This is a genomic window from Streptomyces sp. TRD_SC_5 (assembly GCF_056836825.1).
In genome coordinates, this window is the sequence record NZ_JBWZZS010000002.1 from 223282 (window position 1) to 245258 (window position 21977).

22 protein-coding genes and 2 pseudogenes are annotated in these 21977 nt (G+C 67.1%); 16 read left to right on the forward strand and 8 right to left on the reverse strand.

Annotated features, from left to right (window positions below):
- Positions 1-36: 36 nt before the first annotated feature.
- Positions 37-669, reverse strand: coding sequence for an HAD family hydrolase (locus AC1P0E_RS33170; protein WP_482746181.1), 633 nt, complete (start codon positions 667-669; stop codon positions 37-39).
- Between the two features lie 176 nt (positions 670-845).
- On the opposite strand from AC1P0E_RS33170, the gene AC1P0E_RS33175 reads away from it, so the two are divergent.
- The 11 genes from AC1P0E_RS33175 to AC1P0E_RS33225 all read left to right on the forward strand — a co-directional run bounded on the left by AC1P0E_RS33175 (position 846) and on the right by AC1P0E_RS33225 (position 12039).
- On the forward strand, positions 846-2066 hold the full coding sequence (locus AC1P0E_RS33175; protein WP_482746182.1) for a helix-turn-helix domain-containing protein: 1221 nt from the start codon (positions 846-848) through the stop codon (positions 2064-2066).
- 330 nt (positions 2067-2396) lie between these two features.
- Positions 2397-2588: a hypothetical protein gene (locus tag AC1P0E_RS33180; RefSeq protein WP_482746183.1), complete on the forward strand. Its 192-nt coding sequence runs from the start codon at positions 2397-2399 to the stop codon at positions 2586-2588.
- Between the two features lie 8 nt (positions 2589-2596).
- Positions 2597-3052 carry an ATP-binding protein gene (locus AC1P0E_RS33185; protein WP_482746184.1) on the forward strand — a complete coding sequence of 152 codons (456 nt, stop codon included), beginning with the start codon at positions 2597-2599 and terminating at the stop codon, positions 3050-3052.
- Positions 3052-3477 carry a DUF6415 family natural product biosynthesis protein gene (locus tag AC1P0E_RS33190; RefSeq protein WP_482746185.1) on the forward strand — a complete coding sequence of 142 codons (426 nt, stop codon included), beginning with the start codon at positions 3052-3054 and terminating at the stop codon, positions 3475-3477. Before AC1P0E_RS33185 ends, AC1P0E_RS33190 begins: the two co-directional genes overlap by 1 nt.
- A 44-nt stretch (positions 3478-3521) precedes the next feature.
- Complete coding sequence (locus tag AC1P0E_RS33195; RefSeq protein WP_482746186.1) at positions 3522-3905, forward strand: DUF6415 family natural product biosynthesis protein; 384 nt, start codon at positions 3522-3524, stop codon at positions 3903-3905.
- A gap of 298 nt (positions 3906-4203) precedes the next feature.
- The gene (locus tag AC1P0E_RS33200; protein WP_482746187.1) at positions 4204-4407 is read left to right on the forward strand and encodes a DUF5999 family protein; all 204 of its coding nucleotides are present in this window, start codon (positions 4204-4206) and stop codon (positions 4405-4407) included.
- A 793-nt stretch (positions 4408-5200) separates the two neighbouring features.
- A complete protein-coding gene (gene fxlM / locus AC1P0E_RS33205; protein ID WP_482746188.1) occupies positions 5201-6427 on the forward strand; it encodes a methyltransferase, FxLD system in 1227 nt (408 codons plus the stop codon).
- Between the two features lie 55 nt (positions 6428-6482).
- A complete protein-coding gene (fxlA, locus tag AC1P0E_RS33210; protein WP_482746189.1) occupies positions 6483-6671 on the forward strand; it encodes an FxLD family lanthipeptide in 189 nt (62 codons plus the stop codon).
- 87 nt (positions 6672-6758) lie between these two features.
- On the forward strand, positions 6759-9818 hold the full coding sequence (locus tag AC1P0E_RS33215; RefSeq protein WP_482746190.1) for a lantibiotic dehydratase: 3060 nt from the start codon (positions 6759-6761) through the stop codon (positions 9816-9818).
- A complete protein-coding gene (locus tag AC1P0E_RS33220) occupies positions 9815-11047 on the forward strand; it encodes a lanthionine synthetase C family protein (protein WP_482746191.1) in 1233 nt (410 codons plus the stop codon). The genes AC1P0E_RS33215 and AC1P0E_RS33220 overlap by 4 nt, the downstream gene beginning before the upstream one ends.
- Entirely contained in the window at positions 11020-12039 is a 1020-nt protein-coding gene (locus AC1P0E_RS33225) for a thiopeptide-type bacteriocin biosynthesis protein (protein ID WP_482746192.1), read from the forward strand. Before AC1P0E_RS33220 ends, AC1P0E_RS33225 begins: the two co-directional genes overlap by 28 nt.
- A gap of 233 nt (positions 12040-12272) precedes the next feature.
- On the opposite strand, the gene AC1P0E_RS33230 is transcribed toward AC1P0E_RS33225, so the two are convergent.
- Together AC1P0E_RS33230 and AC1P0E_RS33235 are read right to left on the reverse strand one after the other, a co-directional pair.
- Entirely contained in the window at positions 12273-12752 is a 480-nt protein-coding gene (locus AC1P0E_RS33230) for a hypothetical protein (RefSeq protein ID WP_482746193.1), read from the reverse strand.
- 248 nt (positions 12753-13000) lie between these two features.
- Positions 13001-13390, reverse strand: a complete 390-nt coding sequence (locus AC1P0E_RS33235; protein WP_482746194.1) for a DUF6000 family protein — start codon at positions 13388-13390, stop codon at positions 13001-13003.
- Here AC1P0E_RS33235 and AC1P0E_RS33240 point away from each other — a divergent pair.
- Entirely contained in the window at positions 13389-14270 is an 882-nt protein-coding gene (locus AC1P0E_RS33240; protein WP_482746195.1) for an IS5 family transposase, read from the forward strand. The two genes, AC1P0E_RS33235 and AC1P0E_RS33240, sit on opposite strands and share 2 nt — an antisense overlap.
- 36 nt (positions 14271-14306) lie before the next feature.
- On the opposite strand, the gene AC1P0E_RS33245 is transcribed toward AC1P0E_RS33240, so the two are convergent.
- Both AC1P0E_RS33245 and AC1P0E_RS33250 read right to left on the reverse strand, forming a co-directional pair.
- Positions 14307-14819 (reverse strand): SMI1/KNR4 family protein, encoded by a 513-nt coding sequence (locus tag AC1P0E_RS33245; RefSeq protein ID WP_482746196.1) that lies wholly within the window; start codon positions 14817-14819, stop codon positions 14307-14309.
- Positions 14820-15155: 336 nt separating this feature from the next.
- A pseudogene (locus AC1P0E_RS33250) lies at positions 15156-15440 on the reverse strand (DUF6000 family protein); the annotation flags it as partial.
- Positions 15441-15794: 354 nt separating this feature from the next.
- Between AC1P0E_RS33250 and AC1P0E_RS33255 the strand changes: the two are divergent.
- A complete protein-coding gene (locus AC1P0E_RS33255; RefSeq protein WP_482746312.1) occupies positions 15795-16244 on the forward strand; it encodes a DUF3885 domain-containing protein in 450 nt (149 codons plus the stop codon).
- On the opposite strand, the gene AC1P0E_RS33260 is transcribed toward AC1P0E_RS33255, so the two are convergent.
- Both AC1P0E_RS33260 and AC1P0E_RS33265 read right to left on the reverse strand, forming a co-directional pair.
- Positions 16226-16810, reverse strand: coding sequence for a YrhB domain-containing protein (locus tag AC1P0E_RS33260; protein ID WP_482746197.1), 585 nt, complete (start codon positions 16808-16810; stop codon positions 16226-16228). The genes AC1P0E_RS33255 and AC1P0E_RS33260 overlap by 19 nt on opposite strands.
- Before the next feature lie 293 nt (positions 16811-17103).
- Positions 17104-17508, reverse strand: coding sequence for a YunG family protein (locus AC1P0E_RS33265; RefSeq protein WP_482746198.1), 405 nt, complete (start codon positions 17506-17508; stop codon positions 17104-17106).
- Between the two features lie 248 nt (positions 17509-17756).
- On the opposite strand from AC1P0E_RS33265, the gene AC1P0E_RS33270 reads away from it, so the two are divergent.
- The 3 genes and pseudogenes from AC1P0E_RS33270 to AC1P0E_RS33280 all read left to right on the forward strand — a co-directional run.
- Positions 17757-18386, forward strand: coding sequence for a class I SAM-dependent methyltransferase (locus AC1P0E_RS33270; protein ID WP_482746313.1), 630 nt, complete (start codon positions 17757-17759; stop codon positions 18384-18386).
- Positions 18387-18619: 233 nt separating this feature from the next.
- On the forward strand, positions 18620-19465 hold the full coding sequence (locus AC1P0E_RS33275; protein WP_482746199.1) for a Pycsar system effector family protein: 846 nt from the start codon (positions 18620-18622) through the stop codon (positions 19463-19465).
- Positions 19462-19611 (forward strand): annotated as a pseudogene (locus AC1P0E_RS33280) (ATP-binding protein); the annotation flags it as partial. The gene AC1P0E_RS33275 and the pseudogene AC1P0E_RS33280, both read left to right, overlap by 4 nt.
- A gap of 92 nt (positions 19612-19703) precedes the next feature.
- Here AC1P0E_RS33280 and AC1P0E_RS33285 read toward each other — a convergent pair.
- Entirely contained in the window at positions 19704-21956 is a 2253-nt protein-coding gene (locus AC1P0E_RS33285; RefSeq protein ID WP_482746200.1) for an ATP-binding protein, read from the reverse strand.
- Positions 21957-21977: the final 21 nt, after the last annotated feature.

Consider the following 21977-nt stretch of genomic DNA (forward strand, 5'->3'; position numbering starts at 1 on the left):
GGCGGGAAGTCACCAGGTACAAGCCTGCTCAGCCCGTTACACGGGGGCCTGGTCGAGGAGCATGGAGTCCAAGAGCGCCGCCGTCGCCGCCGGGTCTGTCGTGTGGTGGACGGTACGGATGCCCAGGGCCTCGGCAGGAGGCAGGTTCTCGGCGTGGTCGTCTACGAACACGCATTCCGGGCCGGTCAGGCCCAGGGCCTCCAGAGCCCGCCGGTAGATGAGCGGTGAGGGCTTCCGTACGCCCTCCTGCTCCGACAAGATCACCGCGTCGAAGGAGTCGCTCCCCATCCCCTTGTCCTCGTACGGGTTGTACGGCTCGATACCGAACGAGTTGCTGAGCATGGCGACCTTGATGCCAGCCTTGCGTGCCCGCTGAGCCGCGGCGACGATCTGCCGTTCGGGGCGGAGGTTGGCGAGCGCGCGCCGCATCAGGTCCGTGGGGTCGATATTCAGGATGCCGCCGATGACGCGGTTCCAGTCCTCCTGAGTGGCCTTGCCGACCTCCAGTGCGGAGTAGACCTCGACGCCTTGGGGGTGCTCGTTCAGGGCGTGGAAGTAGGCGCCCGGGGGCAAGCCTTCGGACTTCTCGAACGCCTCGCCGTTCAGCCTCATGCGCGTGGTCAGCACGCCGCCGAAGTCGAGGATCAGGCCGCGGTATGAGGTGGGCAATGCGGGGCTCCTTGCGGATACGCGTTGTAACTGGAGGCGGTCCCCCGGCTGCGGTTGCGGCCAGGGGACCGTTGAGTGCCCTCCCAGGGGAGAGGGCACCAGTATCACCCCTGCCGTGGCTGAGTGGGCATACGCTCTTCACGAGTGCCCTGTCCACTACGACGAATGGTCAACCCATGACGTACGACGGAGAGTTGTTCAGCATCGGGCAAAGGATCAAGTGGCTTCGAGAGCGGCGAGGGATGTCGCAGAAGGCCCTCGGCGACCTCACCGGCAGGTCGGAGAACTGGGTCTACAAGATCGAGCACGACCGGATGCCGGTTGACCGAGTCCCTGTTCTCTTCGCCCTGTGTCGAGCACTTCGGTGCAGCATTGAGGACCTGACCGGCGGCTACGTATCCGGCATCGCTACTGGTGGCGCCGAGCACGAGCACGTACCGAGCATCCGGCAGACCCTGTCCCTACCTTCCTCTCTCCTGCCTCTTCGGGTCGAGGGGATCAGCGCGACGGACTTCCAGGAGTCGGTCACCGACGCCTGGAAGATCTACGAGACCCAGGCGGAGGAGCGATACCGGGATGTCGGCGAACGTCTGCCGACGCTGCTGCGGCAGGGACACGCAGCCCTCCGCGACACGAGCGGCGACGAGGAGAACACCGTTCTCCGACAGCTCATCAGCCTCTACGGCCTGCACCAGATTTGGCTTCGCCGCGTCGGAGAACCCACGCTCGCACGCATCGCGGCCGACCGCGGCCTGGCCCTCGCTGACAACGCCGGCGACCCCGCTCTCCTCGCGGCGGCAGCCTGGAACCTGTCGTGCGTTCTCACGTCCGCCGGCGACGTCGCCGACAGCCTCGAACTGGCCAGGCAGACCATCGGCCAGTGCACACCAGGCGATGACGCCTCGCCCGAGCACTGGTCGGCTTACGGAGCGCTGCACCTCCAGGGCGCCGTAGCAGCCGTACGCGCCACCAAAGGCCCGGTGGCATGGGACCTGTACCGGGGAGCCCAGCGGGCCGTGCAGAAGGTGGGAGGCGACCGCAATCACTGGCACACCTGCTTCGGGCCAACCAACGTCGCGATGCACGAGGTCCACCTCATTGCGGAGGAGGGGGACGCGAGCGAGGCCTTGCGCGTGGCCGACACTGTCCAGGTCAACCCTGAGCTCCCTCTGGAACGCCGGACGCGCTACTTGATCGAGGTCATGAACCTCAACCGGGTCCAGCGGGATGACTACGCCACGGTGCACATCCTCGGCAAGCTGATGAAACAGTCCCCCGAGGAGATCGTCTTCTCTCCGCTGGTCAGGGAGGCTGTGGCCGAGCTGCTGAAGAGGGAGAAGCCGCTGTGGCGAGACGACCTGCGCGAGGTCGCGAAGCACATCGGACTTGCCGCTTAGTGATCATGCAACCCCTGAGCGTTACTCAGCCCTGATTTTTTCTCAGGGGCGAGCGGCCCAAATAGCCCTACGTTTACGCGCTATGACGACCAGTCACGCTCAGGCTGCAGCCATCACGACGCCCTTACCAGCCGGGAAACGACACCTCCGTCTCTCGGCAGACGCCCAGGTTGGCCACACCGAGGCCGGCCGCATCGCGGTCCCCCTCGAAATGTGCGAGGGGGCCGAACCGGGAACGCCCGTCCCGCTCGTCCTGACGGCCGACCAAGCGGGCGCACTGTACGACCAGCTCGGCGCACTGCTCACCGCCAAGCCTGCGTGGGGTGCCCAGTGACCCCCCGACGCACCGCCGGAGAGATCGCCCGGCGCCGAAACCTCGCCGACGCCTCGATCACCGAAATGCCGGCCCTCGCCGCCTTCCTACTGCGCAGAATGCCCGCCCAGCGCGACCGTCGCCGGACGCTCGCCTCCTCCTTCGCCAGGCCCGCTGCACGGCCTTCGCAGAGGGGCACGGAGCGGTGAACGGCACGATGGCACGCCTTCCAGCGGGAAGTCTCCGCGACCGAGACCTTCTGAAGACCAGGTTCCTGATCACCGAGCGTGGCCAGGGTGAGCCGCTGCTCGCGAAAGACGCTGCACGCGTCGGAGCGATGCGGCGAGTGGTCAAGGCGTGCCTGAACTATTACGGGCTGCCCGGCATGTCGGACGACGTGACACTCATCGTCTCCGAGTTGATCAGCAACGCAATCCTGCACAGCCGTGGAACAGAGATCACTCTGACGCTCGGCCTTCGGGATGGAGACCTGCTCATCGCCGTCTGCGACGGGATGCCGGGACTGCCGAAGCCCGCCGCTCCGGGCGAGGACGAGGAGAGCGGGCGGGGCCTCCAGCTCGTCCAATGGATCACATCCACCCGCAATGGCACCTGGGGCAGCAGCGACGACGGCACCACCACATGGTGCACGCTCACCTTCGGGAGTCGCTGATGCATCCCCACACCATCCCCCAGACCCGCGACCCCAGTTCACGACCGGTCGAAAAGTGGCAGCCGCCCCTGAGCGCTGACGCTCTCGCCCGCGTCCTCGGCCTCCTTCGCCAAGTGACGCCGTTGGAGGCGATTCTGGACGACATCGGCGACGTGCTCGGCAATCAAGAGCCGCGCGAGGACGAGTTCGACAACATCGCCGAGCGCTTACGCGGCGACCTCATGAGGCTCGTCAGGATCGCCCTTGCTGCTGATGGTGAGGACGCCGAGGTGGCTGACCTCATCCAGCGGGCCCGCACGCTGCGCTCCGAGGAACTGCCGGGCGACTTCCGCAAGGCCATCGGCCTGCTGCGACAGATGGCCCAGGTCGCCCTCGACCTGCTGGAACGTCTCGCCGAGACCAAAGTTGTGAAGGCAGTCGTATGACCAGTGCTCGCACTCATCACTATCCGGTGGACAGAGCCGAAATCGTGGCAACGATCGACCAGGTGCTCGATTGGGACCTGACCAGCCGTGAAAGGCAGGAGCCAGCCGTCGACATCGTTGAACATGCTGTCCGCCAGCTCGCGGTGCACTTGGTGGCACTCTGCCACGCCATCGCCACGCACATCACCACGCTGCCCCGCGACGACGAGATGCGCCGACGGGCCATCGTCACGCTCACGGAGGCGGGCCGCCGTCTCAACGCCACGACCCGCGAAGGGAGGTCCATGCGGGCGCAGAACCTCGCACGCATGGTTCGAGCCCTCAACGCGCTGAACGACGAAGCGGAGTCCCGCCTCCGATCCCGCCGCTTGACCGGGAGAGTCAGCACGGGCCACGCGCCCGCGGTAGCAGAACTGGGACGGCCATGAGCTGGTTGATTGCGCTCTTCTTGCCCAAACCGGCCGAGCTGCCGATGTCCCGTCTGCTGGCTATGGAGGCGGCCATGCCCCTCACGGAGGCCGCCCGTACGGGCCGCACACCGTCCCTCGCAGCTATCCGGTAATCGCGCTCACCCATGACTCCGGCTGCATGACCGGGATTCACGCAGCCGGCCCCCGCCCGACGAGACCCCGAGTCCGCCGCGCGGGACAGGGCCCGTACCGCCACCGCCCCGCGCGGTACGGGCCCTCAATCACCGATCCGAAACCGACCGAGAGGACGAGCACCATGTGCCGGCACAACCCCCCGTGCCCCACCGCCGCAGCACCCGACCGGGAGGCAGCGAAAGTCATTGCGCGCGGTGACGAGCAAGGCTGGAGCCTGCTGTGCAACCTCGTGCTCATGTTCGACGACACCGGCGAGCTGCTGCCGAACGGCCAGATCATCGCTCCGCACCGGCCGGCGGTCCGCGTGATGGGAGACGCGGCGTGACCACTGTTGCCAACCCCACCGTCATCCCGTACATCACCGCTCGTGAAGGTGAAGAGGCGGACAGCCTCACCGTCCTGTGCTCCCGGCGAGGCGAGGACGGCCGGCCGCGGCTCTCGTATCTGTGCGAGCGGCCAGGCGACCGCGACCTTCGAGGAGCCCTCTGGGGCCGCTGCGTGAAGAAGCTCGGCCCCAACGGACTGCCCATCGGGGCCCCGAAGTGGCGGATGGTCCACCCTGCCCGGCAGAGGGAGGCCATGCTGTTCTTGAAGTGCCAGGTGTGCGCCGGGGAAGCCAAAACGGGTGCTGGTGTGCTGTTTTTGGAGACGGCGAACGGCTCTGCGGTCGATGGCCCTGTGAAAACCGCGCAGCCGCCCGTCTGCCTGGCTCACGCCCGTCTGGCAGCCAAGCGCGGTGCCCTCACCTTGCTCGTAAGGGCCACGTGGCGCTCATGGCCACGAAGTACCCGCTGTACGGCGTCATCGGCACGCCGTACCAGTGGGACAACGGGCCGACGGCCCTGGCGGGCGACGACGACCCCATCCCGTACGCGACGACCGGCTCCGTTGGTTTCTGGCCTCTCAACTTGTGCGTACATTCCGGGACTTCACGGTGGTGGACTTGGATTCGCTGGCGCCCGCCACCTAGACCACTGCCCGGCGTCCTGGTGCTTTCAGCAGCCGGATCGTTGGACGGTGCAACACCCGGCGCGGGAGGGAAGCTTCACGCCTCCTCTCCCCGCGCGGAGCACGAATCCCGCGCCGGCTCTCTATGAGCACGACACGAAGGAAGTCCTATGGCCGATGATGTGACCGTCGATTCGGAACGCGCCGACAATGCGCGCGGCAAGGTCGTCGATGAGCTGCTCACGGACGGCACAATCGTCTCCCCTGGAGTCGAAGCCGTGATGCGCAAGGTTCCCCGCCACGTGTTCATTCCAGGGGCTTCCCTGGAGGAGGCGTACAGCACCTACATGGCCGTCATCACGAAGACGGACGAGCACGGGGTGCAGCTGAGCTCCGTCTCCGCGCCGCAGATCCAGGCGCTGATGCTGGAACAGGCGAAGATCCGCTCGGGCATGAGGGTGCTGGAGATCGGCTCCGGCGGGCTGAACGCGGCGTACCTCGCCGAGCTTGTGGGCGAGGCCGGCGAAGTAACCACCGTCGACATCGACCCGGAAGTCACCAGCCGTGCCGCCCGCCTCCTGGCCGAGAACGGCTATGACAGGGTCCGAGTGGTTACCGCCGACGCGGCAGCGCCCATTCCAGGCCTCGGGCAGGTCGACGTAATCATGGTGACCGCGGGGGCCTGGGACATCCCAGAAGCCTGGATCGAGCAACTCAAGCCGGGCGGGCGCCTGGTGGTGCCGCTGCGGATGCGCGGCCTGACCCGGTCCATCGCCTTCACGCGCGTGGGTAACCACCTGGAGAGCGAGTCCGCGAAGATCTGCGGGTTCGTGCCCATGCAGGGTTCGGCCGCGCACCAGGAGCAGCTGCTGCTCGTCACGGGCACCCCGGAGATCGGGCTGCGGTTCGACGACGGGCTGCCGGCGGACCCGAGTCAGCTCGACAACGCGGTCACCACTCCGCGGGTCGAGCTGTGGACCGGCGTCACGATCGGCGTCAGCGAACTCCTGGATACGCTCCAGATGCACCTGGCGATCACCTTGCCCGGGTTCTGCATCATGGCGGTCGACTCCGATCTGGACACCGGCATCGTCGCGCCCGTCAACAAGGGCTTCTCGCTCGCGGCTGTCGACGGTCCGAACTTCGGCTACCTCACCACCCGCCGCACCGAGGACAACAAGCACGTCGAGTTCGCGGTGCACGCCCTCGGTCCGGATGCCAAGGCGTTCGCTGACCGACTCGCCGGGCACCTGCGCGACTGGGAGCGCGAGCGGCGCGGCGGCCCCAGCCCGGTCATCCGGGTCTATCCGGCTGGCACCCCCGACGACCAGGTCCCCGGGGACCGCGTCATCGACAAGGTTCACAGCCGGATCTCACTCTCCTGGCCCCCGGCGTAGTCGCAGGGAGTCAGGTCGTCATGCACCACTCCATCCAGTAAGGAGAGTGACCAACATGATTCACAGCGCCACTGCACTGGCCGAACGGCCGACCGAGGAAGACGACTTCGCCCCGCTCGACGTGAAGGTCGTCGTCGCCGGCCACCCGCACGGCAAGCTGATGTGCTCCACGGGTGACGGCTGTGGCGGCACCTGCTCGGGCGGTTCGTCCGCCTGCTCGTCGTTCGTTGAGGACCCGGCCTAAGACCGGATCTCACCGGTGGGCCGGGCGCATTACCGCGCCCGGCCCACCGGCCCCCCTCCGCTCGCCGCACCGGAAGGAAGAGCCTGCATGTCCTCCAAGGCAGTCGTCAGCTACGAGTGGCACGGTGCAGCGATACTGCGCGCCACGACACGTCCCAGTCCGGCCGACGTGCCACGCATGCTCGACCTCGACGACCCTTTCGTCACCCGGGGGTGGCTGGTCAGGGTGTGGCAGCACGACGACGTTCGCGAGGCTCTGCGCGTGGCCAGCCCGAGCCTGTGCAACGCCGTTGACGGCGTTGCACGCGGGGCGCAGTCGCAGCCGCGGCAGATCCGCCGGACCGCTTTGTCGGTCGTCTCCTATCTGCTGCGCTGGCAGCACCGCCCGACACCGTTCGGCCGTTTCGCCGGCACCGCTGCGGTGTCTGTCGGTGCGCGGCCGCGCACCACGTGGGGAAGCGAACATCAGGTGAGGGTGCGGGCCGACGCCGAATGGATCACGGACATCATCCAGCGGCTCCACGAGAGTTCCGCGCTCCTGGAGCGCCTGCCGTTGGTCGCCAACAACGCCGCACAGGAACGTGGGGACCGGCTCGTTGCGCCGGGTCCGCCTGCGGATGGTCGAGCTCAGCTCATGGCGCCGGTCGAGATATCCGTAAGGCTCACACGGTCCGTACGGGCCGCTCTGGGGGCGGCCGCCAAGCCCATCGTGTACGGCGATCTGCGCGACCACCTTCACGGTGAGTTTCCCGCCGCTACTGGTGAACAGATCGAGACGCTACTGACCGGCCTGGTCGCGCAGAACTTGCTCATCACCAGCCTGCGGGCACCCATGACGACCCTGGACGCCCTCGGCCACATGTGCGCCGAGCTGAAGAGCGCGGACGGCCACACGGTGGAGGATGTTGGCGGCCTGGTCCGCGAGCTGTACGCGATTCACGATGACCTCACGGGGCACGAGCCCGCGCGCTCCACCTCTTCGCTGGCCGCGACCACTGAGCGGATGCTGGCGCTGTCCCCCGTCGCTCCGGCGCCCCTGCTCATCGACACCGCCCTGGACTGTGAAGCCCAGGTCCCCGAACAGGTCGTCGCCGAGGCGCAGGAGGCCGTCGCGGCGCTGTACCGGAGCACGCCGTACCCGTACGGCTACCAGCAATGGCGCGACTACCACCGCCGCTTCCGCGCGAGGTACGGCGTGGGCGCGCTCGTGCCTGTCCTGGACCTGGTGGCCGACAGCGGTCTTGGACTGCCCGCCGAGTACGTCGGATCAGAGCGCGGCCGCACGCTGGCCTCCACGTCTGCCCGCGACGACGTGGTCATTGGACTGGTCATGCAGGCCCTCATGGAGGGCCACGATGAAATCGTGCTGACCGATGCGATCGTCGCCGACCTCGCGAAAGCGGCAGGCAGCGAGGAGCCGTTGTTCGTCCCCCGTGCGGAAGTCGGCTTCGAGATCCACGCGCACTCGTCCGAGGCCCTGATGCGCGGCGCGTTCCAACTCTTGCTGACCGGCGTGCCCCGGCCCGGGAGCAGCATGGCCGGACGGTTCGCGCACCTGCTGCCGACCGAGCAACGGGAAGCCCTGTCGCGCTCGTACCGCACGGACGGGCCGGGCACGGTCACGGCCCAGCTCTCGTTCAGCCCCCGCCGCCGGCGCAATGAGAACGTCGTCCGCACCACCCGCCTCCTTCCTCATGTCATCGACCTGTCCGAGCACCGCGGCAACGATGAAGGGGTGATTCCGCTCGCGGACATCGGCGTCACCGCGGACGCCCGCCGCTTGCGCCTCATGCAGCTGTCCACTGGGCGCCCGATCGAAGTGCGTGTTCTGCACGCACTCGAAGCCGGGGTCCAGACGCCGCCGCTGGCCCGGTTCCTGGCGGAGATCAACACCGCGCGATGCGCGGTCTACAAGCCGTTCGACTTCGGGGGCGCCGCACGGCTGCCCTACCTGCCGCGCGTGCGCTACCGCAGGACGATCCTCACGTCGGCCCGCTGGCTACTGACGGCCCAGGACCTCCCCGGCCGCAGCACGTCATCAACGGACTGGGAGGAGGCATTCACCGCGTGGCGGGGCCGGCTACGTGTCCCTGCGCGCGTCGCGATGGTCGAGATCGACCAGCGTCTCCCCTTGGACCTGACCCACCCCGTCCACCTACGTCTGCTGCGCTCCCGCCTGGACGAACTGCGGCGCCTCGAACTCCGCGAAGTCGCCGACTCCGACGAGCACGGATGGATCGGCCGCCCCCACGAGATCCTGCTCCCCCTCACCCGCAGCCACCCCAAGGAGGAAGACACGGTGCCCACCCCACGGCTGCTGAGCACGGTGAGCGCCGACGACGCGCACCTGCCGGGGGCGGGGTCCGTGCTGCGCGCCCATCTGCACGCCCACCCCGAGCGCTTCAGCGAGATCCTGGACCGCCACCTCCCCAGACTCCTCGCCTCATTCGGCGACGCAGCGCCCCCGTGGTGGTTCACCCGGCACCGCGAGATGGCACGCCCCGAAGCCGGACAGCACCTCGCACTCTTCCTCCACCTCGACACCCGCTCCTACGGAGACACGGCCGAACACGTCCACGCCTGGGCCGGCGAGCTGCGCCGCAACCGACTGGCGTCAGGTCTCACCCTTGAGACCTACGAGCCGCAGGCGGGACGCTACGGACACGGAGCCGTGATGGAAGCCGCCCACAACGTCTTCGTCGCGGACTCCGCCGCCGCTCTCGCACAGATCCGCCTCACAGCCCGCACCGACGCACTCGCTCCACAAGCCCTCACCGTGGCAAGCATCCTCGACCTCGTCACCACACTCGCCGCCTCTGCCGACCAAGGCATGAGCTGGCTGCTCAAGACCGTGCCCCAGGGACACGGACGCCTTCAACGGTCGTTACGCGACCAGGTCCTCGAACTCGCAGCCGTCGACCCGCCGCTCCTTGGCGACGGCGTCGCACAGGCATGGCAGGCCCGCGCCGCCGCGGTGCGCACCTACCGCGAGGCCCTGGCCGGACAGCGTGACCCACTCACCGTCGTACGCTCCCTCCTCCACCAGCACCACATCCGCGCTCTCGGTGTGGACCCGGTCACCGAAGCGGCCACACTGCGCCTGGCACGCGCCGCAGCACTGCGCCACACCGCAAGGGCGGGCGCGTGAAGTCGCCGGCCGTGAACGGCACACAACTGCTCCAGGAGTTCGCCGATCACCTGAGCAAGCCCACCGAGCCGCCCGCCGACGAACCCTGGACAGCGCAGTCCCTCGCGCAGGGCGCCGCCGGAATCGCCCTCCTCCATGTGGAGCGGGCACACCTGCTTCTTGGAGCGTGGAGAGCGGCGCACCGCTGGATCGTGCAGGCGGCCTCTGAGGACATCACTTCTGCCGACACCGCAGGACTGTTCCTGGGCGCGCCCTCTGTGGCGTTCCTCCTGAACACTGTCCCCACTGCATACAGCGCCCCGTACTCCAACGCGTGGGTGACGCTGCACGCCCACGTCACCGCGCTCGCCCACCGTCGTTGCGACATCGCTGCCACCCGCATGCGCCGCGGCGTGCTGCCCGCGTTCGCCGAGTACGACGCCCTGTACGGCCTCACCGGCATCGGCGCCTACCTCCTACGCAGCGACCCCGGTGGCAGCGCCCTGGAACGCGTCCTCGGTTACCTGGTTGCCCTGACCCTCCCTGTAGAGACCGGCGGCCGCAGCCTGCCGGGATGGTGGGTCGGACACGACCCCCGCCGTGGCCACTCCCCTGGATTCAAGGGCGGGCACGGCAATCTCGGTGCCGCGCACGGTATCGCCGGGCCTCTCATGCTGCTCGCCCAGGCGCTGCGCAGGGGCGTCCAGGTCGAAGGGCAACCCGACGCCATTCGCGCCGTCTGTGCCCACCTGGAGACCTGGAAGCAGGACAGCGACTTGGGCCCGTGGTGGCCCGAGCACCTCACGCTCACCGACCTCGACACCGGCCGGCCTCATCCTCACCCCGCCGGGCGGCCGAGCTGGTGCTACGGCACACCCGGAATCGCACGCGCCGGACAGCTAGCGGGAATCGCCCTGGCCGATCCGGACCTTCAGCGCTTCTATGAGGATGCCCTGTACCGGTGCCTGACCGACCCTGCCCAACTCGCGCAGGTCACCGACACCAGTCTCTGCCACGGCTGGGCGGGCATCTACCAGACCGCCTTCCGGGCGGCTCACGACGCACTAGGCCCCAGGCTGCGCGCAGTGCTTCCCACTCTGGGCCGGGCGCTGCTCGAACATGCCCGCCCCGGCGCTCCCAAGGGCTCCGGTCTGCTGGAGGGCGATGCCGGATGCGCCCTGGCACTGACCACCCTCCTCACGGACCGCGCCCCGACCACCGGATGGGACACATGCTTCCTGATCGACTGATCACCGCCGGCGAGCCGCACGCGTCAGGGGCAGTCGGCCGCGCCGTTCTGGACGTGCTGGGCGGTGAGCAGATCGCCCGCGTCGCTGAGCGCAGCCGTATCGAACCGACGAACCTGGCTGATGCCGTCGAGGTCTTCAAGCAAGCCGGATTTGAGGCGCTGTCGCGACATGCGGCCAGTGTCGACTGGTGGCAGATCTACATCGAGTTCACTGACTGGCACAGCGCCGAACAAACCGCTGCTCTCCGCCTCCCTCCGCTGCTGCGTACAGCGCAGAGGGAAGACTCGGTCACGGACTGGTGGTTCATCCGCAAGTACCCCTGCTGGCGGATACGCCTCTTGGTTCCCCAGGACGCCGGCGTGAAGACCAGCATCGGCACCGCGCTCGACCGGCTTACCGCTGCCGGGCACCTGCGACGGTGGTGGCCAGGCATCTACGAACCTGAGACCGCGGCATTCGGCGGCGCAGCGAGCATGACAGCCGCACACCGCCTGTTCACTGCCGACAGCCGCCAAATCCTCCACCTGGCAACCCGCCACGATGTCCCTCTCCGCCGCCGTGAGCTGTCCATCCTGCTGTGCACCACAATGATGCGAGCCGCAGGCCTTGAGTGGTACGAGCAAGGCGACGTGTGGAACCGCGTCATCGGCGAGGAACACCGGTCCGTCATCGACGGAATCCCGCCCGAGCGGTTGCAGACCATGGCGGAGCAGCTCCGCACACTGCTCGCCGCCGACACCGACGCCGCAGGCCCCATGCTCACCGCTGGCGGGCCGATGGAACCGATCAGCGAATGGGCGGCAGCCTTCCGGCAAACCGGCCTCACGCTCGCTGCCGCAGTCCGCATGGGGGAACTCGACCGGGGCCTGCGCCGCGTTCTGGCGTACCACGTGATCTTTCACTGGAACCGGCTCGGTCTGTCCATGCCTGCACAAAGCGTACTGGCGTGGGCAGCTCGTACGGCCATCATCGACCCGCCGGCGGGGAGTTGACGCCAAGATGAACTACGTGGACTTGGGCTCCAGGCCCTCGCGATCGGCGTGATGGGTTACGCCGACGACGGCACTGTTAGACGTCTCGAATCCCAAACTCGACCGGGGCGAGCCCCCTGACCGTCGGCGCCGCGGACATCATCGAAAGACGCCGGCAGCCAGGCAGGACACGGCTGGAAGTAGCGATTACTGCACGGCAGCCCATTAGGGGAGGCTCGACACGCCACAATGCACTAGCAGGCGCTGGAGATCCAGTCCTCGTTGGTGCGGTGGCGGTCCAGCCCCACGGCCTCGAACTCGTCCTCGCCCAGGCTCCTTCGTGCGCCGAGCCGCCGCAGGGCCTGGGAGATAGGGCTGACTGCTCGCGAGAACCGCTTCCTCGTCGGCTCATCCAGCGGCCCCAGCGCGAGCGAGCCGTCGGCCCAGACGGCGGCTCGTTGCTCGCCGACTCCTCCGAAGTATTCGGCCTCCACGTAGGCGATCGGCCCCGCGGCGGACCACTGAGCCAGCAGCGTGTCGAAACCCCCCGGCAACCGCCAGAACCCCAGGTCTCCTCCGTCGCTGCCGTCCGTGATGGCGTCGAAGACCTCATCGGTCATCGGCATCAGCGATAGGCCCTGGCCAAGAGGCACCACTTGGGATCCAGGAACCTCACGCGACGCGATCCGCAGCACCTCGTCACCCGCGATGACCGCCTGCAATTCGTAACCCACCCCGCCCCTCCCCAACCGATTGGAGGCTCATCTTGCCGGACACGTAGCGCATGAACTCACTTGCCTCCCCGCCCAGAACCACGCTCCACCAGCAGGTTCCTGCTACCTGAACCCTCAGATTCTGCGAACCCGCTGGACCGGATACGCCAGACGCGACTGGCTCGACTACATCGCGTCCCGCACACAGATCTGACCGCTCCCCCGGGCGGCGGCCATGGTCCAGAGAGACCACCACAAGATGGGGGCGGTCATAGAGCCTCGGCGCATTCGTCGACGAACGCGCAAAGCCGGCGAATAAGACTCAAGTAGAAGGGGGTGGGGTCCGAGTCGCCCTGCGTGTGAGGTGCATCCTGAAGCCACTGCTGCCACAGGCCACCCGGTTCCCGGAAGCGGTCGGCTTGACCACCTCCAAGGTTCAGGTCGATGAACTGGAGAGCGCCCATGACGACGGTCTGGTCGTATCCGAGGTCAGGGCGACGGAGGTAGCGATCAAGGTAGGCGGCGAGCAGATCAGCGTCGCGCGCCGTTCCGAAACTGGCCAGGGCCACGCAATAGGCCAGCCCAGCACAGCAGACCTCGCTAGGTTCTGTACGGCGGATCTTGTGACCGTCCCATGATCGGATCGTTGTTCCGGCCATGGGGCGGGGAGATCTGAGCAAGGACGAGTGGGCACAGCTGAGGCCACACCTGCCGGTGAACGGGCGGCAGGGCGGCCGGTGGGCCAGCCATCGACGGGTTATCAATGGGATCCTTTACCGGGCGCGCACGGGGGTTCCGTGGCGGGACCTCCCGACGCGTTTCGGGCCATGGACGACGGTCTACGACCGGCACCGACGCTGGTGTGCTGACGGCACTTGGGACCGGATCCTGACTGCTCTACAGGCCGTGGCCGACGCCGAGGGTCGCCTCGACTGGAGCCTGGCGAGCATCGACTCGACATCCTGCCGGGCCCACCAGCATGCCGCTGGAGCTCGCAAGGATTCGCCGACGATCCGCCGAACAAGGGAGATCCCGAAGCAGCACCGGCCTGACGAAGGCCTCGGCCGCTCGCGCGGAGGACTGACCAGCAAGGTCCATCTGGCCTGCGAGGGCGGCCGCCACCCACTTGCGCTGCTCATCACGCCGGGCCAGGCCGGCGACTCCACTCAGTTCGAGGCCGTCATGGAGCGGATAAGCGTCCCGCGACCGGGCAGCGGCCGACCACGCACCAGGCCGGACCACGTGAGCGCGGACAAGGCCTACAGTGCGCACCGGATCCGCTGCTACCTGCGTGGACGCGGGATCAGCCACACCATCCCGGAACCCCGCAACCAGCGGGCCAACCGCCTGAGACGAGGCAGCCAAGGCGGCCGACCCACCGGCTTCGACAAAGAGACCTACAAACGCCGTAACGAAGTCGAGCGCACGATCCACCGGCTCAAGGGCTTCCGAGCCGCCGCCACTAGATACGACAAGCGCGCCTACGTCTTCCACGGCACCGTCACCGTCGCATCGATCCGACTCTGGCTCCGACGATGATCCGGCGTGCAGAACCGGAGGGGTACTGAAAGGCCGCTAGGTCAATGGCTCATAGAACGGGTGAACCGGGGCGGAGGAACCCGCCATGACGTCCTCGCCCTTGAGATATGCCAGCAACCAATCGCTGAACGTCATTTCGTAGAGCACGAATTCCCCGCTGTCCATTTCCTGTACGCCTACGGCCCAAGGAGCTGACGGCCCGTATGGTACTTGCAGAAAAATGTGCTCTGCTGTTGCGCCTGTTGCGATCGGCAACAGCTCTCCAGGGTGAGATCCTGCCCTACTGGGAAGGAAATCCGCTAGATCTTCTTCAAGCCAGAACTCGATCGACTCCTTGATCTCTTTTCCCAGGTTCCTGATCGGATGGCCAGGATGGTCCAGGTACAACTTTTCGTTGATCGCAACTGGACCATAGGCGTCGGTTATATCTCGGAAATCAGCGGGGAAAAAGACCCCGAGTTCCTGTTCCAGTAGGGCCCATGGGGTGGGATCAGACCAATTGAAACGGGGTTCTCCCAGTAGTTCCTTGATTTCCTCGAGTGTCGCCATTCCTCTCCCCTTACGTTACGTGCACGCGCGCGAGAACGCACGAACGGACCCTGCCGAAGCGGACATCGACACGAACGCCCCGCGGCCCAACCCATCGCGTCCATCCAGGGCCCCGAGCACAACTCGCACGTGATCGCTTCTGATGCGTGGCCGAAGGGTACGGCCTGCCGCTGACACACGAGGCCGACGGCCTCCCATGCGCCGGACAACCGCTGCCAAACCCGTCAGTGGCCCGAAGAGTGGATACTGCCCGAGCACCGGCGTTCCGCGGCCAGTGGGCGGCGGGCACCCAGCGATCCGACTCTGCCTCGGACGATGATCCGCCGTACAGAACCTAGCCAGCAGGAGTTCCCCGAGGCGCTCACGGAACTCGGTCCTGCGGGAGACAGCTACGAGCCAAGCCGCAGTTCTCCGTTCTCTCCAGCTGCCCTCAAGGAGCGTGGCGATCTCATCTGCGGTGATGAGTCCCGCGTCCTCACGGAGATCTTGCATGAATCGGTCGTACTCAGGACTTTGCATGCGCAGGAAGCTGCCGCCGAGCTTCAGATAACGCCGCTCGGGCGTGACGTAGCGGCGAACCAGGGCCAGCAACTCGGCATCGTCACGAGGATCGCGTATCACACGGCCGATCTTGCCTTGCTGGTGCAAAACGAGGCCAGCCCATTCCTTGCGCTCCTCGTCCGCCGCCCTCACCGGCACCAGCGCGACGGACTGGACGAAATTCGTCAAGCGCGACTGGACCGGGCCGCATCAGCAGCCGGCGAAGTGACAGATGAGAAGCCGGTTTCCCTCGGGGGTGAGCCCCGGCATCATGGTCGTCGGTAAGTCCATACGCGAGAGGGGCGAGTGCGGCGGGTGTCTGGAGACGGGCAGGCGGATTTGACGGAGCTGTGGCAGCGGGGTTGGCCTAGTTGCCCTCCGGTTGGGTACAAGCTCCGTGACCCGTATCGGGATGTTTGGGTACGTTTTCACAGCCTGCCGGAGTCGAAGCGGTACGCGGACGACGAGAGCGAGTACACCGTCGTCATGGAGCGTTACAACACCGTCCTCGATGAGTTGTTCGCTGGTGCGGACGTGTACGTGATCACTCCGCTCTGGACGACCGAAGCCGAGGTTCCGTCATCGCAACCCGTCACGGGCTATTGGCAGAGCTTGCTGGTGGAGGACGATCCTGACCCTGAGTTCCGCACGTACTGCCACCTCTTCGCCGCCCGCCGGCCCTGGCGGCGAGGCTGCATCGACGAGTCGCTCCGAGACGTCGCCGACGACAAGGTGGCGGGCGTTCTCATCACCGACACCCGGATGCAGCGCATCCATCACCCCTACGACGGTGGCGCCGACGTCTTCCTCGCCACGTCCGAGGAACGGGACCGGGTGCGCGATCGGCATGCCGACTGGCTTTCCCGTCATCCGTCGGGTCTCTGACCGGTTCGGATCACTGCTCCACTCGAAATGGTCTTCACCGCAAGTACCGGGTTGAGAGGTTCCACGAGTTCCTTGGTGGCGACGGCCACGAGGCGCGCGGGCGCATCACCGTCCAGCAGGGCGCTCACGTACTCGATGGCCTCCGCAGGCGAGAGCGTCGGCAGCCTCTGGCGCAGTGTCCGCACAGCGTGCATGCGTCCGTGCGTAGCGGCGACTGCGCAGAGCGCATCGTGCAGGTCGTCTACTGCAGTGTGCACCGGCAGCCCACGTGTTCGGGCCCGGTAGTCGTTCTCCCACTCCCCGGTTACTGCGGAGACGACGCCGATCTGGTGTAGTCCCCCGTCGACGCGGTCGACCAGGTACGGCCCATTGCCGACCAGCATGTACTTCGAGTTCCGAGTGCTTGCGAACTCCTCGGACTGCCAGGAGACGATCCACACCAGCTCGTGCTCCTCGACACGGACCACAGCCATCCTCACCGCGTCCGTGCTCACAGCCCGCCATTGCTGATAGTCGCGCTCCAACTGTTCTTCGACAGCCCGAACGGCGGCTTCTCGCTCGATCACGCGTGCAGCATCCCGTACGGGCCCGGTTTCGACCAGCGAATTCCCACGGCTCAGGGCCACGCAGAAGGGGCCAACGAACCTTCTCGCCCAGGAATACAGCAGCTGAAGAACAAGTGCTCTGCGCCAGTACCTCTCAAGACTCTCGGGTCCTGCTTTCTCCGAACTACCGGGGCGTCCCGTGGTCAGGTGACAGCGGACAGCGCAAGATCCTTGTAGGCGGACAAGTCAGGTCCGGCCACCAGCGGCCAGGGCGTCGTTCCACTGAATCAGCCGGGCTGACCCCGCGGCCGCGCTCACACAGCAGGCTCCGGCAGGGAACCAAGGTGCTCGATGACCCGTCGGCGCAGGAGAAGGTACTCGTCCCAGCGGCGCAGAGGGCCCGGCGGGCGTTCCACCACACGGCCCTCGGTGACGGTCTGACCTCGCTGGAACTGCTCGCGCGTCAGATCGAGTTCGATGCCGCTGGCCAGCCGGTTCCACATGTGAAAGCCGTGCTGGACGCCGTTCAAGTGCACCTCGCCCGCCATGAGGTCGCCGCCAAAGACGTCATTGACGATCAAAGCCGTGATGTCGCAGTGCCCCCAGGCCGGGTTCTCTGGCTGCCAGCCGGAGCGTTCCAGGTCGTCCGGGGAGCATGTGTCAGCAGCCCAGCTGGCGCGCAAGGCTCTGTCAAGATCGAGCAGGTTCCAAGGGATCATGCCGTCAGCATCGCAGTCACCACTGACACCGACGCTGACGTGGAGACCGAGGGCCAGCGTCCCCCATCCGAGGGACGAAAAGGAGTACCGGACAGGGAGATCAACTGTCCGCCCGAAGGGACCTGAAAAGTCCGCTCACCCGGACGGCCCGCTGTCCGTGGACAACAGGACGATCAGTCCTGCGGGGAAGGGGGCCGGTATGGGCCCGGACAACTGCTATGAACGGCGCGGGTGTTAGCTTCCTTCCCGTGTTAAAACACCAGGACGAAACCAGGGCGGCCTATGACGGGGTCGTCGAACTGTATGCGTCGATGTTCGCTAATCGGTTGGAGACGCAGCCGTTCGCGCGGAACATGATCGGCACCTTCGCCGAACTCGTGCGTGGCACGGGGAACCTACGGGCAGCCGACGTCGGATGCGGCCCCGGCCATTTGACGGCCATGCTGCACGACTTGGGGTTGGACGCCTTCGGGCTCGACCTCTCCCCGGGCATGATCGCCCACGCTCGGCGGGCCCATCCGGCGCTGCGGTTCGACGAAGCACGAATGGAGGCCCTGCCGGTCGAGGACGCCGCGCTCGGCGGAGTGCTGGCCCACTACTCGATGATCCATACCCCACCCGAAGAATTGCCCGCGCTGCTCGCGGAGCAGGTGCGTGTCCTGGCACCAGGGGGCCTGCTCCTGGTGTCCTTCTTCGGGACCGAGGGACCGGAGCCGGTCCGCTTCGACCACAAGGTGGCGCCTGCCTATAGCTGGCCGGCGGACCAGTTTGCCGAGTTGCTGGCCGGGGCCGGACTCGTCACGGTGGCTCGGTTGCTCCACGACCCAGCGTCCGAGCGGGGCTTCCTCGACACCCACCTGCTGGCCCGCCGCCCGTAGAACGTGGCCCGGGCCCATGGCCGGGGTCGGGGTGGTGTAGATCATCCGCGTGGATGAAGCTCGTCCAAGCGCCGTGTTCTGTGGCGGTGTCCGCTGAGCACACCGGAGTGACAGCCGTTCAGTCACGCAGGCTCCGGCGGGGTGGCCGCCGCAGTGGTGCGAGCAACGATCCCTCGGAAGGTAGGAATTCCCAGGTCGACAGACTCCTGCTTCCGGGAGATCTGGGTGTCGAGTTGGGCAAGCTTCTCCTCGGCGTGGGTCAGGCTGCTCTGCAGCCCTTCGATCTCGCCGAGCAGGCCACCGAAAAGAACCTGGACTCCGCCTGCGCCGCAGTCACCAGCGAGATCGCCCGCACGGACGGCAAGGCGTCCTTACTGCTGGCCTTCAACGGTGCCGTGCTCGCCGGCCTCGCCTCCACCGCCGACAAGGACCTGCCGCTGCCCGCGAAAGCCTTCGGCGCCCTCGCCGTCCTCGCCTTGGGCACCGCCGCCGTACTGCTGCTCCTGGTCGTCCGCCGCCGGCTCAGCGGCAACGATCGGGCGTCCTTCCCGTACTGGGCGCAGCTCGACGAAGACGAAATCCACGCTTGCATGGCAGGCGACAGCCGCGCCGCCCGCATCCGGGTCCTGTCCGTCCTCGCGGTCCGCAAGTACAGCCACCTGCGGCGCGGTCGACCTCGTCCTCACCGCCCTGACCCTGCTCGCGCTGGCCGCCGCCGGCACCGCGCTGTGACAGCGGCCGCGGTGCTCACCCGTACCCGAATCGACCGCATCCGCGCCGCCGCGGGTATAGCCCAGCTCGCCCTCCAGCAGATCCACGACGACCTCACCAGCGACATCGACGCCCAGGAACTCGCAGAGACCCTGCGCGAGCTCCACTACGAAGCCGACCCGCCCGGCGGCCTCTTCGGCTCCTTCGCGCAGCTGCTCACCGTCACCGCGCAGGCCGCCGAACGCGTCGAACCCGACCGCGACGCCTCGTGCCCGCTGCACGAGGCAGCCGCCCTGATCACCGACAACGCCGGGCAGCGCATGAACTGGGCTGCCCGCTCCCTCGCCCCGCAAGGAGATGACGCATGACCTCGGTGCTGTACCCGGACCTGCCCGAGAACGGGCTGATCGTGCTGATCGGCGCCTCTGGCGCGGGCAAGTCGACGTTGGCCCGCACCTGGCCAGCTTCCCAGGTCCTCTCGCTCGATGGTCTGCGCGGCGTGGTCAGTGACGACTTCTCTGTCAAGTTCAGCGTGTTGAGCCTTGGCTGGGCCATGGGCTGTTCGCTGTGGCGACCACTGACGGCACCCGAATTGCGGATGCCTAGTCAACGCGTGGCGTCGCCTCGGCTGATGGATCCGAGTGCTGTCCTGGCCTGTTCAGCGTCGGGTGCTTGCAGGTCCTCGAACACCCGTAGGGCGCTCGAGCAGAGTTCGCGGGCCAGTCCGGTGTCGCCCGCAGCCGAGGCCATCTCGCCCATCGCGAGCAAGGTCCTGCCTTCGCGAAGACGGTCTCTGAGATCCCGGAAGACCTCAAGGCACCAGGCGAGCTCGGCTGCCGCTTGCTCCAGGTCACCCTGGTCTCGGTACAGCTCGGCGAGGCTGTGGGCTGTGTACGCCTCCCAGCGCCGGTCACCAAAGTCACGAAATACCTGGCGGCATTTCTGGTAATAGTCGAGTGCCGTATCGCGCCTGCCCTGTCGGCGGTGTACGTCTCCGAGCCGATTCAGAGTCCGTGCCTCGGCCCGCCGCTCGCCGAAGTCACGGAACACGGCGAGGCACCTTTCTAAGGTGGCGATGGTGTCCGGCCAACGACGCTGGTCCATGTAAAGGCCGCCAAGGTCCCGCAGCACGTACGCTTCCTTGAGTCGGTCACGGAGTGCCTGGAAGATGCCGATGGCCTGTTCAAAGCAACGCAGTGCCTCGGCGTTGCGGCCTGCGTACCGGTGCACGATGCCCAGATCATTGAGGGCATAAGCCTCCCGGCGGCTGTCCTCCAGCTCGCGTGCTATTCGCAGAGACTCCTCGAAGTCCGAGAGCGCGGAGGCCCAGTCGCCCATCTCCCAGCGAGCGATGGCGATGCTGCGCAAAGTGTCCGCCTCACCCGGACGATCCCTCGTTCGACGCGCGGCTTCGAGAGCGATCTCGTGGGTCTGCTGCCACAGTCTGACGTGGCCGCGTACGTCGAAGAAGTAGGCGAGGGCGAGGGCGACTTCCCGGGTAGGCTGGAAGAGTTCCGCCTCATACCCCTGTCCGACGAGTGCTACAAGACCGGTGTGTTCGCTGTTGAACCAACCAAGGGGGTCGTGTCGCAGGCGGTCCTCGAGGGCCACCCCCGCAGGAAGGGGGGTTACCGAAATCCGCCCTGACTGCAGGACGGAATCAGCGATACGCGCCCGTGCGAGCTGCGCGTTCAGGACCCGCTGGAGCGCCACCTGCTGGGTGTCGACTGGCTCCTCCTGATCGAGTAGCTCTTTGGCGAAGAGGCCTACTAAGTCGTGAAAGTGATAGCGAGTCTGACCGAAGTGGTCCCGTCCCGCCACCTCCAACAACTGGGCGTCTACCAGTCGTTCCACCAGTTCAACCGCCGTCGCGTGGTCGCGGTCGAGCAGGGCTGCGGCGGCTGGCACTGCGAAGTCCGGTGAGCGGGGCAGGGCGAGCAGCCGGAACGCCCGGCGCTCGGGCTCGCTCAGGCCGTTGTAACTGAGGGCGAAGCTGCCACGGACCTCCCGATCACCTGCCCGAAGTTCGTCGAGGCGGTGACGTTCATTCCGCAGTAGTGCGGCAAACTCGGCCAGCCGGAGATGAGGACGCCCGGCCAGACGGCCTCCCGCGATACGGATTGCTAAGGGAAGTGCGCCGCACAACCGTACGATCTCCTCGGCGGCAACCTGCACCCCCGCCTCATCCCGAGGACCAATGATCTTGTTGAGTAAATCGAGTGCCGGCTCTTGCGGCAGGATGTCAAGAACTACGACGCGGCTTGCCTCCAGCATCGCCAGGCGAGGGCGACTGGTCAGCAGCACGGCGCACGACGTGCTTCCAGGCAGTAGTGGTCGCACCTGCGCCTCATCGGCGGCGTTGTCGAGGACCAGGAGCATGCGCTTGTGCGCCACGTACGACCTGAACATGCGGCTTCTATCATCGAGGTCAGCTGGCATGGACGCCTCTAACACCCCGAACTCGCGCAGGAAACTTGAGAGTACCTCCGAGGGATCGAGAGCGTCGGTCTCGGCGTGGCCGCGCAGATCGACAAAAAGTTGGCCGTCCGGATAGTCGTCGGCCAGCCGGTGCGCCGCGTGGAGTGCCAGCGCGGTCTTGCCGACACCGGCTTTTCCAGCGATGGCACAGATAGCGACTGCGGGGGGCGCACGGCCCGGGAGGGGGCGCAGTGTGCCGAGGAGGGCGGCGACGTGCTCGTCTCGCCCAGTGAAGTCGGCGATATTGGGGGGTAAGTGGAATATCGCGGGCATCGGGGACCGCATCTCCTGCACTACCTGGGCGATGTAGAGATCGCGTCCGGCGACGTTGCGCCCATACAAGACTACGTCCCCGTCGGCGACAAGGCCGCTATCGGTCACGTGGGCGGCGAGTGGGGCGGA